We start from the raw sequence: 11,147 nt of genomic DNA, 5'->3' as shown, positions 1-11,147 counted from the left end.
GACAATAGAGAATTTAAGAGACTATAATTCATTTGCGCAACGTTGCTGTAATTAGATTCCAGCCGATTCTGATAGCCAATTAACAAAACGGAGGTAGCCCAAATTGAAGACTAAGGAAATTGTTTATGCTGCATTGTTTACCGCATTCATGGCTGTACTTGGAATGATTCCGCCGATTCCATTAGGCTTTATTCCGGTCCCTGTGACCGCACAGACGCTTGGTGTTATGCTTGCGGGCTGCTTTTTAGGGAAAAAACCGGCCGCGATGAGCTTAATCTTGTTTATCGTCCTGGTGGCTATAGGTTTGCCGATCTTGTCGGGCGGCCGCGGGGGGGTGGCTCCACTCGTGGGACCGTCTGCAGGGTACATATTCAGCTGGCCGATCGCTGCCTTTCTGATTGGTTACGCTTCGGAGAAGATTTGGCCCAAGCTAAGAATGTGGAAGCTGCTGACCATTAATATTCTGTTTGGCGTTCTCTTGGTCAGCTTGATTGGAGCTCCTGTTATGGCACTGATCACGCATACCTCCATCTGGGCAGGACTAATCGGTTCGGCAGTCTATCTGCCGGGCGATATTATTAAAGCGGTTATAGCGGCGGTGGTGGCATTCCAGTTGAGAGCGATCAGTCCTATTGAAGAGAAGGCGCACTAGCTCGTAAGGATTATTCTTTAAGCAGGTGATCACCTAAATGAATTTATTAACCTTTCTTATACGTCATTCTTCACGAATTCCGGATCGGATCGCCATCGCCCATAACCGGGGCAGCCTTACTTATTCGGCATTGGCACAGCGGGTCCGGAGAGTTGCTAACGGTCTGAAGCAAGGCGGCCATACCCGCCGAAATGTTGCGATACTGACCGGCAATCGGGTGGAGTTTGTGGAGATTTTTCTAGGGGCTGTCTACGCAGGTTATGTCCCTGTGCCTATGGACCCCAAATGGAGCCCGATTGAAATAAACGCCGTGTTACGGCAGTGTGAACCGGGGATTATTTTTGCGGAAGAGGCTTATTCCCAGCATATTGGTTCGTCTTACGGACCGGCCGGGCGAGTTGAAATCATCACGTTATCTGAGGGAAACTCGGGTGACTATGACTCGTGGGTAGCCTCCTTCGCGCCGGAAGCCGAACCGGAGGCCGGTAATGAGTTGTTGTTCATCGGTTTTACTTCGGGAACTACTGGTGTTCCAAAGGGATTTATGCGCACTCCGCTGTCCTGGCTAACAAGCTTTGAAGCCACGAGGGAAGCATTCCGGCTCGATATGCAGCATTGTATGGCCCCCGGTCCGCTTGTTCACTCCTTATCGTTATTTGCCTTGATGCAAAGTCTGTACTTTGGCGCCACCTTCCATCTCGTCGAGCAATTTCATGCGGATGAGGTGCTGGAGCGATGCACAGCGGTTCCTGATATGATCTTGTTTGTCGTACCTACGATGATTGAGTCATTACTGCAACAGGCTAATCCCGGAAGAGCATCCATTCAAGCTCTGATCAGCTCAGGCGGCAAGTGGTCGGAGCAGTCGAAGCAGAAGTGCCGGGAAGTTTTCGAACAATCAAGGCTGTATGAATACTATGGCTCTTCCGAGGCTAGTTATATCAGTTATATGGACGTTTATGAGACAAGTAGACCCGGGTCGGTCGGACGCCCGTTTCCCGGGGTAGAACTATCGATTCGTAATGAGCAGGATCAGGAGGTTCCCGCTGGAGAGACGGGGCAGCTCTATGTTCGAAGCGGTATGGTGTTCCGGGGCTATTATCGGTTAGACGAGGAGACGGCTGCGGTATTCCAGGATGGGTGGCTTACTACGGGAGATTATATGTCCGTCGATCAGGATGGATATTTATACTTGGCCGGGCGCTCCAAAAACAGGATGATCACCGGCGGCTTGAATGTTTTCCCCGAAGAAGTGGAGACGGTATTGCAGCAGCTTCCCGCTATTCAGGAAGTTATGATATTGGGAGTGCCGGATGAACGCTGGGGGGAGAGAATAACTGCAGTTATTCAGTGGCAAGGAGATCAACGTTTGAGTCTGGATGAAGTGAAGGGCCACTGCCGCAACTATTTGGCAAGTTATAAGGCTCCCAAGCAGCTGATCAGCGTAGATCGGTTCATTTATACAAGCAGCGGGAAGATCGCACGTCGGCAGATGAGAGAATATGTCTTGAAAGAAGTGGCGAAATGACAGAGGTTGTAATGGTCATGGCAAAACGGACGCCCATCGGCAAAATTGGCGGTCAATTCAGTACACTTGAGCCGGAGCAACTGCTTGCGCCGGTAATTCGCCACATCGTCTCGGAGTCGCAGGTGCCCCCGGAATGGATTGATGATGTAATTATCGGCAATGTGGTAGGACCCGGGGGGAATATTGCAAGGGTTGCCGCCCTGGAAGCCGGACTTCCCGTCACCGTACCGGGTCTGACGATTGATCGCCAGTGCGGGTCGGGACTGGAAGCTATTCATTTGGCTGCCCGTCTCATTCAGAGTGGAGCGGGAGAGGTGTACCTGGCGGGCGGGGTCGAGAGCACTAGCCGTGCACCCTGGAAAATGTTTAAGCCCGAGACACTTACAGGCACACCCCGGCTGTATACACGCGCTCCCTTTACACCAAGCGTTTATGGTGACCCGGATATGGGTCTGGCCGCGGAAAATGTAGCCCGGAAGTATGGGATTTCCAGAGAAGAGCAAGATCTGTACGCCTTGAACAGCCATCGGAAGGCTGTTCGCGCCAAGCAGACAGGCCGGTTTCGGCAGGAGATTGTGCCTCTTCAAGTGAACGGACATTGGGTCGCCGAGGATGAATGTCCAAGGGCGGATACCAGCCTGGATAAATTGCAAAGGCTGAAGCCGGTCTTTTTGGACCAAGGCACCGTCACCGCCGGCAATGCCTGTCCCGTAAATGACGGGGCGGCTCTGGTGCTGCTCATGTCGCGCGATAAATGCGAGCAGCTAAATCTGCGGCCAGTGTTACGCTTCGTGGATGCGCAGGCGGCAGGAGTGGACCCCGAATATTTGGGGCTCGGTCCTGTTCCGGCCGTAAACAGACTGCTAAGCCGCCGGCAACTCGGTATAACCGATTTGGACGTGATCGAGTTCAATGAAGCTTTTGCTTCCCAGGTTCTGGCGTCGCTGGGAGAGCTGCAAATTCCACAGGACAAGGTGAATCCCGGAGGCGGTGCGTTGGCCTTAGGTCATCCTTATGGAGCATCGGGCGCCATCCTGATTACCCGTTTATTCGCTGAGATGCTGCAGAACCCTTTTAAACGGGGGATAGCCACATTGGGGATTGGCGGAGGAATGGGACTTGCCGTTTTGGTGGAGGCGTTTGAATGAACAACCTTCGATTTCGGGTGCATCTGTCCGAGGAGGCAATCGTCAAATATGCAGCTTCTATTGAAGCGCCGTTGCAGCGAATAGGCGCAGCATTAGTCGCACCTTCAACCATGCCGATTACGTTCTGGAAAATAGCCGACGCCCCTTGGCTCCATATGCCGGAGCCGCTGATTCACGGAACCCAACAATTCCACTATGAGGCGCCGCTGACGGCAGGTATGGAGCTGGATTGCGATCTATCTTTAACCCGGGTCGAGAACAAGACCGGTCGTCAGGGCGCTTTGACTCTATATACGCATTCCCTGATCTGCACCTGCGCCGGTAAACGCATTGTGACCGTGGAAACGGTGTTGATCTCGGTAGGTGACAAATGATGAGAAAGCTGATTACTGCAGCGGCAATTACGGAATATGCCGATATTACCGGGGATCAAGCCCCGATTCATATTCAGGCCGAAGCTGCAAGACAAGCCGGGTACCAAGCTCCGATTGCCCATGGGATGTATGTTATGGGATTGGCACAGTCGATTTACTTGGCAGAGCATCCTACCCACTGGATTCAGTCTTATAGCATGAAGTTTCACAGGCCGCTCGTGCAGGGAACATGGGCGTGCTTTTCCTATGAAGCTTGTAACGGTGAAATTCAAGTTAAGGTTACCGCAGAAGACGAAGCTGGGGAGGTTATCGCTACGGGTGTTTTTTCCGTGAAAGAGGGGGGATTGTCCCTATGAGGACAGCGTTGATTACCGGAGCAAGCAGAGGGATTGGCCGCAGCATCGCATTGGAACTCGGGCGTAACGGCTATCAGGTTGCGGTGAATGGCTTGCATGAAGAACGGATCGACGCCGTTGTCGAGGGAATTCGCCAAAGGGGAGGCGTAGCCGAGGGCTTTTGTGCTAATGTAGCGGACCCTTCTGCAGTTTCGACAATGGTAGAGATGGTTGCGGCGCGATATGGCGCCATTGATGTCTTGATTCACAATGCCGGTAATTTACAGGATCGCAAATGCGGACAGATGACGGATCCAGAGTGGAATTCGGTGCTGGATGTTCACTTGAATGGGGCTTTTTACTGTATTCAGCGCGTTCTTCCTCTTATGGCCCCTCAAGGGGGAAACATTCTGCTGATGACTTCAACGGCGGGACTAAAGGGCTCTGTAGGTCAGGTCAATTATAGCGCCGCCAAAGCCGGCATACTCGGGATGGTATGGACGCTCGCAGCCGAATTGCGGCGGGATCGGATCAGGATTAATGCGATTGCTCCTGCCGCTCTGACCGATATGACTCGCCCTGTTATTGAATATTTAAAGGACAAGCACGCAAAACGGAATGAGCCCTTACCGGCATTCTGGCAGGTTGGCGAAGCGGATGATGTAGCCCGGTTTGTGGGTCTGCTTCTGGAGCAGGAGGACCTGGATCTGACCGGAGAAGTCTTTGGCGTTAATGGCTCCCAAATCACCCGCTGGCAGAAGCCGCTGCCCGTCTTGACCGTGAATGGTGGAGCCGAGAATTTCTTTACAGCATGGAAGCATCGGGAGGAGAAGCAATAGATGCTTATTTTCGACCAGGTTCATTATTATTATCGTAAAGGGCAGCCCCTCCTCGCTTCTGTGAGCTTCGAGATTCAGGAGGGCGAATTCGTAGCTATTGTGGGGGGAAACGGGAGCGGCAAATCCACGCTGGCCCGGTTAATGAATGGATTGCTGCAGCCGAGGGAAGGAGAAGTGCGCCTTGGGCCTCTGAGCACGCGGAATACCGATAATTTGATCAAGATTCGGGAGCAGGTGGGGCTTGTCTTTCAAAGTCCGGACGATCAATTTATTACCACTTCCGTTTTGGACGAGGTGGTATTCGGGTTAGAGAATCTCCGTGTCCCCAGAGAAGAAATGAGCGTCCGTGCAAAACAGGCATTGCGGGCTGTCCAAATGAAGGATTATGCGGAAGCGATGCCGCATGAGCTGTCCGGCGGGCAGAAGCAGCGTACCGCTATCGCGTCGATTCTGGCCATGCGTCCCCGTATCCTTGTCTTTGATGAAGCTACTTCTATGCTTGATCCGCAGGGAAGAAGTCAGGTCCTGTCGGTGATGCATGAACTCCATCGGCAAGGCATGACGATCATCCATATCACTCACCATATGGACGAGGTGCTGGAGGCGGAACGGGTCCTGCTTCTGAATGGCGGGGCCATTGCATTTGACGGAACTCCGCCCGAGCTGTTTCGAACGGGAACGCTTGCGGATCATCCATTGGATCAGCCCTTTGCCGTAAGGCTGCAACGTGCTCTTGGTTTAAACACCGGGCTGAAAGCCGACTGGAAGGAGATGATCCGCACCCAATGGCCTACGAGTTAAAACAGGTAAGCGTGAGTCTCGCAGGGCGGGAGGTTCTCCGGGACATAAGCTGCTCACTGCAGGAAGGAAAATGGATTTCGATCATTGGGCCGACTGGAGCGGGCAAGTCGACCTTTGCCAAAGTGATCAAAGGGCTGATCCCTGCCTATAAAGGTGAATATACCCTTCACCGGCAGCCGCTGCCCGGAGACAGCAAAGGACGCATGAAGGCCGTCCGGGAGATCGGTTATGTGTTTCAGTATCCGGAGCAGCAAATATTTGAAACCACGGTTTATAAGGAGTTGACCTTTGGACCGAAAATGCTGGGACATTCCCGGGGCAGAATCGAGGAGGCTTTGGAACCTGTATTAAGACAGGTAGGCTTACCCGCCGAAATTCTTTCGGCCTCTCCCCTGGTTTTAAGCGGGGGACAGAAAAGGCGCGTTGCTATTGCCTCGGTGTTGATCACGGATCCAAAGCTTCTAATATTGGATGAACCGACAGCCGGACTTGACCCCTTGAGCAGACATGCTCTGCTGCAGATGTTACGAGAATGGCAGCAAGCGAACCATCGTACCGTTCTGTTTATTTCTCATCAAATGGAGGATGTTGCCGAGTACTCGGACGAGGTGATGGTGTTTCACGAGGGACAGCTCTTGGGGCACTCGGACCCGGGCACTTTGTTTATGAAGAACACGGAAATCTTGAGGCGGGCGGGATTACCTCTGCCCGAGCCTGTTCAGTTGCTCAGGCTGGTAGAGGAATTATCGGGCCGCACGATTGAAGTGGATAGCTGCAGGGAGCGGGATATTTTCGATAAAGTACGTTTGGTCTGGGAAGCAAGGGGTCTTCATCATGACGAATAAAATCATAATGGGTCAATTCACGGAAACGGATTCGGTGCTTCACCGCTTGGACCAGAGGACTAAATTGCTGAGTCTGCTCGTTATCATGCTGAGCTTCCTTCTGCTCAAATCCTTCGCCAGTTATTTGGCAGCAACCGTCTTGGTTGGGATGTTGCTGCGGATGTCCGGAATCCGGCTTGGCTGGTTTGCCAGAGGATTGAAGCCGCTACTGTTGGTACTGATCTTTACTTTTCTGTACCATGTTCTGCTTACAGGAGATACGGTGATATGGTCCTGGTCCTTCATCAAGCTGACGGAAGAGGGGCTTACGAAGGGGACGATTACCGTCTGGCGGATTATTCTACTGGTTCTGATCGCGTCTGTCCTTACGGCAACTACCAAACCGTTAGTTTTGGCGCAAGGCCTTGAAAAACTGCTAAAGCCGCTGTCTAGAGCAGGCTTCCCGACGGAAACCTATTCTTTAATGATAGGAATCGCGATCCGCTTTATACCTACTATTATTCAGGAGATGGACCGCATCATTCTGGCCCAGCAGGCCAGAGGATATGATATCAGGTCTATTCCCGGATTTAAACGTGTGTTTGCCTATATTCCGATTCTTGTTCCGCTGTTTGCCACGACCATCCAACGTGCGGAGCAGCTGTCCTATGCGATCGATGCGAGGGCTTTCGGAACCGGAAAGGGAAGAACTTCTTACAGGCAGCTGGAATTTAAGCGGAGCGACTTGGTTGCAGCCTTGTTTACGGTTATATTTGTGTTGATGATGCTCCTCATTCGGATATACGGCTGATGTCGCGGATGCAGGATACGGAGGGATTCTAATGGATTGGAATACGCGTTTGACCGAACTTCTTAAGATCAAGTACCCGATCATTCAAGGAGGGCTTGCTTATTTGGCCTACTCCGATCTGGCGGCGGCGGTCTCCAATGCCGGCGGATTCGGCCAGATTACAGCGATGAGTCTGCCGGATGCCAAAGCCCTGCGGAGTGAAATCAAACGTACTCGTACTCTGACCGACAAGCCTTTTGGCGTCAACTTTGCCATCGGTATGCACCGGGGCGACCTCGAGGAGAGACTGCGGATAGCTATAGAGGAACAGGTTGCAGCAGTTACCCTTACAGGAGGCAATCCTGCGCCTCTTTTGCCTGTATTGCAGTCAGCAAATCTAAAGACCCTGGTACTTGTCTCATCCCGGATGCAGGCTCAAAAAGCAGAGCAGCTCGGCGCCTCCGCAGTCATCGTTGTCGGACACGAAGGAGGAGGGCACCTGGGCCGTGATGAAGTAGGAACGATGGTTCTCGTTCCCCAGGTCGTGGATGCGGTCCGTATTCCCGTGATCGCTTCAGGAGGAATTGGAGACGGCCGCGGCTGGATGGCTGCTCTTGCTCTGGGAGCGGAGGGAATCGTGATGGGAACGAGGTTTATTGGCACCCGGGAATGCCTGCACGCCTCCTCTTCTTACAAGAATGCCTTGGTCGAGGCGTCCTCGGCGGATACCGTGGTTATCAAACGTTCCATCGGGTTTCCTGCCCGGGCGCTGCGAAGCCCTGTGACCGATAAGATTCTTGAGCTTGAACGTAAGAATACAGATTATGAAGCGCTGAAACCTTATATCAGCGGGGAGGTCAACAGGCGCTGGATTTATGATGGCATTCAGGAAGAAGGCTTCGGTTGGGCCGGGCAAGCCGTCGGCCTGATCCATGATATTCCGGAAGTGTCTGAACTGATTCAGAGAATGGTTATAGAGGCGGAAGAAATACGCCGCAAATGGACAGCAGGAGACTCCCCCGATGAATAAAAAGGCTTCTTGGTACATTTAATACCATGGAAGCCATCCCCGAGAATGTACTCTTTTACCCATCCCTCCAAATTGAACTTCTTACATTTTGTAGTACAATAAAATAATAATTTCAGAGTGAGGAACAAAACTAGAAAAGGCTCCCGGCATTGTTTCACTGATGGCCGGCCTTGTTCTAAATACCCCGCGTCGGATTATAGAGATACAGAATTAGAATTCAGCACCTCACTTCTTGCTCCATTAACCTGGATACACCCGAACCGAGTGCGCAGCGGCTCATGCTAGGCCATTTCTGAATCCGGGGGAAACAACTAATCAATGCGCTCAATTCGTTTCCTAACTTTAAATTGAAAACGCTGCCAATGTTGATTGGGGTATGAGTGAGGTGAATAAGTATGAATAAAAAGTGGCTATCTTGTGTGGCTGTAATACTAATAATATTACTATCGTATGAATTTATTGGATTTGCACGCCAATCCGGAAAGATGGGTAGCATTGTTCAGGAATTACATGGTCATCCCGGAGATTCGGGACACCGTTATCACATCGTACTAATTGAGCAGGAAAGGTATCATCCTTATTGGGAAATGGTTGAGAAGGGTGCAGAGAAGGCCGCAGAAAGGTATGGAATAGATATTGAATTTACCGGTCCGGTTCGCAACAATATGGATGAGCAGATTAACTTGCTTGAAAAAGCGATTGCTGCCCGAGTGGATGCAATCATTGTCCAAGGTCTGAACGAGGAGAGGTTTACTCCAGTCATCGATAAAGCTGTACAGCGTGGAATTCCTGTTATAACTATCGATACGGATGCACCAGCTAGCAAGAGACTGGCTTATGTAGGTACGGATAACGAGGCGGCAGGCGAAAGCATGGGGCGTCTTGTTGTAGAAACTTCAGGCGGAACTGGAAAAATAGGCGTCATTATTGGGAGTGAGCTTGCCGAGAACCAATTGCAGCGGCTGCAAGGGCTAGAAAACATTGTTAGACAATACGAGGATCTGGAGATTGTGGATGTCCGCAGCTCCAACATTTCACATATGGAGGCGATTCAGCAAGCGGCGGGCATGCTGGAGATGCACCCGGACATTACGATCATGGTGGGTACCAGTGCAACAGATGCCCTGGGTGTCCTACAGGCTGCGAAGAGCTTGAAACGGGATGCTCTTACGATCATTGGCTTTGATAATCAGGAAGAGACGCTAGACGGCATTCTCAGGGGTGAAATTAAGGCGACTATAGCACAGCAGCCATTTTTAATGGGGGATACAGCAGTCAAGCTGCTTAACGATCATTTCCAAGGAAAAGCCTTGCTGTCTGAATATTACACAGAGGTAATGGTGTTAGATAAGCAGAATGCCCAGAAGGGAGAAGGCCTGTGAGTATCCGCCAAAAGCTGTTGGTTTGTATTCCGTTCCTGGTAGTCTTGATGAGCACGGTTTCCTTTTTCTTGTTCCAAAGCGGAAAAAGTGTGCAGGAGAGCTATCATTTAATGATGAATCGTATTTTATTGTATAAGGAAGTGTCCTATGAGGTCGGGGAGATTATGCGATCGATGAACCGTTTTATTATGCAAGTCGATGCGGATAGCCTTCCTGAAGTGGAACAGCACCTGAGCAGTGTTCAGCAGTTAAGACAAGAGCTCGATGGACTAGAAACGATTGGCGGCAGCGATCTGCCGCTTGTAAATTATCGAAATATTATTGATACGTTTTTGGAGCAAGTTGAGACTATGATTGGCAAGATCGACGATCAAGATTCGAATACTATGGCAGGAGCTTACATCGAAGCGGAGAAGACCGAACGCTTTATACGCGAGGAGGCTCAGGGATTAGTCGATATCGAGCTCGATCAGTACAAGCCGATTTATCAGGAGATTATGTCTACCACGGACAAATTGAATACGCTAGGGACCCAACTGGTTGTTACGGTCGCTGTCCTTAGTATCATTCTGGCCATATGGCTGTCGAATAGCATAACGGGGCCGATTCGGCGGCTGGTGGCAACGGCCAAGTTAATATCGAAGGGGCGAATGGACACCAAGGCGCCGGAAAGCATTAACAATGATGAGATTAGCATCTTGTGCCGAACCTTTAATAGCATGATCGATAATATTCAAAGCTTAATGGCTGATAACATGAAAAGTCTGGAGAAGGACCGTCTCGTTAAGGAGCTGGAGCTAAAGATGCTTCAGAGCCAAATTAATCCGCATTTTCTGTTTAATACTCTTAATGCGATTACCAAGTTGGCATATATCGAGGGGGCTACCGAGACAAGCTATCTTACGGTATCGGTATCCCGGCTATTGAGATATAACCTGCAAAAGCTGGACCAAGCGGTACCGTTACGTGAAGAAGTCGAACATGTGACCGAATATATCAACATTCAGAGGGCGCGGTTTCGTGACCGGATTTCTTTTGTCATGGAAATTGATGAGAGAGCACTGGATGGAATGGTTCCATGTCTGACTCTGCAGCCTATTCTGGAGAATGCATTCTTACATGGGATAGAGCAGATGGAAGAGGGCGGCGAGCTCAGGCTTACCATTCAATATGAGGATGAAGGTGTAGGAATTGAGATTCGAGATAACGGCGTGGGTATGAGCAAGGAAACGGTAGAACTGCTTCTCAGATCTTTCCGGGAGGAATCCTCCAGCTTTGGCAGGAGAGGCCAATCTACTGGACTAGGGACACACAATGTATTCAAAAGACTGCATTTATTCTTCAACGGAGAGCAGCGCATCGAAATAGATAGCACCCAGGGAAAAGGAACCGCTATATTCTTCAGGATTCCCTTTCGTACGGTAACCACATGACAAGAAAGGAT

12 protein-coding genes are annotated in these 11,147 nt (G+C 50.8%); all 12 read left to right on the top strand.

The features are described 5' to 3' along the window. Positions 1-103 precede the first annotated feature (103 nt). The gene (locus NYE70_RS17430) at positions 104-652 is read left to right on the top strand and encodes a biotin transporter BioY (protein ID WP_341047151.1); all 549 of its coding nucleotides are present in this window, start codon (positions 104-106) and stop codon (positions 650-652) included. Between the two features lie 37 nt (positions 653-689). Continuing rightward, complete coding sequence (locus NYE70_RS17425) at positions 690-2,180, top strand: class I adenylate-forming enzyme family protein (RefSeq protein WP_341047150.1); 1,491 nt, start codon at positions 690-692, stop codon at positions 2,178-2,180. Next, entirely contained in the window at positions 2,177-3,328 is a 1,152-nt protein-coding gene (locus NYE70_RS17420) for a thiolase family protein (protein WP_341047148.1), read from the top strand. The genes NYE70_RS17425 and NYE70_RS17420 overlap by 4 nt, the downstream gene beginning before the upstream one ends. Further along, positions 3,325-3,702 (top strand): FAS1-like dehydratase domain-containing protein, encoded by a 378-nt coding sequence (locus NYE70_RS17415; protein ID WP_341047146.1) that lies wholly within the window; start codon positions 3,325-3,327, stop codon positions 3,700-3,702. The genes NYE70_RS17420 and NYE70_RS17415 overlap by 4 nt, the downstream gene beginning before the upstream one ends. Then, entirely contained in the window at positions 3,699-4,058 is a 360-nt protein-coding gene (locus NYE70_RS17410; RefSeq protein ID WP_341047144.1) for a MaoC family dehydratase, read from the top strand. The genes NYE70_RS17415 and NYE70_RS17410 overlap by 4 nt, the downstream gene beginning before the upstream one ends. Beyond that, entirely contained in the window at positions 4,055-4,876 is an 822-nt protein-coding gene (locus NYE70_RS17405; protein WP_341047142.1) for an SDR family NAD(P)-dependent oxidoreductase, read from the top strand. The genes NYE70_RS17410 and NYE70_RS17405 overlap by 4 nt, the downstream gene beginning before the upstream one ends. After that, complete coding sequence (locus tag NYE70_RS17400) at positions 4,877-5,677, top strand: energy-coupling factor transporter ATPase (protein WP_341047140.1); 801 nt, start codon at positions 4,877-4,879, stop codon at positions 5,675-5,677. It begins immediately after the preceding gene. After that, complete coding sequence (locus NYE70_RS17395) at positions 5,662-6,522, top strand: ATP-binding cassette domain-containing protein (RefSeq protein WP_341047138.1); 861 nt, start codon at positions 5,662-5,664, stop codon at positions 6,520-6,522. Before NYE70_RS17400 ends, NYE70_RS17395 begins: the two co-directional genes overlap by 16 nt. After that, on the top strand, positions 6,512-7,312 hold the full coding sequence (locus tag NYE70_RS17390; RefSeq protein ID WP_341047137.1) for an energy-coupling factor transporter transmembrane component T family protein: 801 nt from the start codon (positions 6,512-6,514) through the stop codon (positions 7,310-7,312). Before NYE70_RS17395 ends, NYE70_RS17390 begins: the two co-directional genes overlap by 11 nt. Before the next feature lie 31 nt (positions 7,313-7,343). Continuing rightward, on the top strand, positions 7,344-8,321 hold the full coding sequence (locus NYE70_RS17385; RefSeq protein WP_341047135.1) for an NAD(P)H-dependent flavin oxidoreductase: 978 nt from the start codon (positions 7,344-7,346) through the stop codon (positions 8,319-8,321). Positions 8,322-8,806: 485 nt separating this feature from the next. After that, positions 8,807-9,703 (top strand): sugar-binding protein, encoded by an 897-nt coding sequence (locus NYE70_RS17380; protein WP_341047134.1) that lies wholly within the window; start codon positions 8,807-8,809, stop codon positions 9,701-9,703. Continuing rightward, positions 9,700-11,136 carry a sensor histidine kinase gene (locus NYE70_RS17375; protein ID WP_211025048.1) on the top strand — a complete coding sequence of 479 codons (1,437 nt, stop codon included), beginning with the start codon at positions 9,700-9,702 and terminating at the stop codon, positions 11,134-11,136. Before NYE70_RS17380 ends, NYE70_RS17375 begins: the two co-directional genes overlap by 4 nt. Positions 11,137-11,147 lie beyond the last annotated feature (11 nt).

This window comes from Paenibacillus sp. FSL R5-0407, from assembly GCF_038009185.1.
GTDB lineage: Bacteria > Bacillota > Bacilli > Paenibacillales > Paenibacillaceae > Fontibacillus > Fontibacillus vini.
This window is presented reverse-complemented; position numbering and strand designations above follow the sequence as displayed.

What these genes read in the sequence shown, in the direction of transcription:
- NYE70_RS17420 (WP_341047148.1), top strand. Translation starts at nt 2,177, where the DNA reads ATGACAGAGGTTGTAATGGTCATGGCAAAACGGACGCCCATCGGCAAA.
- NYE70_RS17390 (WP_341047137.1), top strand. Translation starts at nt 6,512, where the DNA reads ATGACGAATAAAATCATAATGGGTCAATTCACGGAAACGGATTCGGTG.
- NYE70_RS17385 (WP_341047135.1), top strand. Translation starts at nt 7,344, where the DNA reads ATGGATTGGAATACGCGTTTGACCGAACTTCTTAAGATCAAGTACCCG.
- NYE70_RS17410 (WP_341047144.1), top strand. Translation starts at nt 3,699, where the DNA reads ATGATGAGAAAGCTGATTACTGCAGCGGCAATTACGGAATATGCCGAT.
- NYE70_RS17425 (WP_341047150.1), top strand. Translation starts at nt 690, where the DNA reads ATGAATTTATTAACCTTTCTTATACGTCATTCTTCACGAATTCCGGAT.
- NYE70_RS17405 (WP_341047142.1), top strand. Translation starts at nt 4,055, where the DNA reads ATGAGGACAGCGTTGATTACCGGAGCAAGCAGAGGGATTGGCCGCAGC.
- NYE70_RS17395 (WP_341047138.1), top strand. Translation starts at nt 5,662, where the DNA reads ATGGCCTACGAGTTAAAACAGGTAAGCGTGAGTCTCGCAGGGCGGGAG.
- NYE70_RS17380 (WP_341047134.1), top strand. Translation starts at nt 8,807, where the DNA reads ATGGGTAGCATTGTTCAGGAATTACATGGTCATCCCGGAGATTCGGGA.
- NYE70_RS17415 (WP_341047146.1), top strand. Translation starts at nt 3,325, where the DNA reads ATGAACAACCTTCGATTTCGGGTGCATCTGTCCGAGGAGGCAATCGTC.
- NYE70_RS17400 (WP_341047140.1), top strand. Translation starts at nt 4,877, where the DNA reads ATGCTTATTTTCGACCAGGTTCATTATTATTATCGTAAAGGGCAGCCC.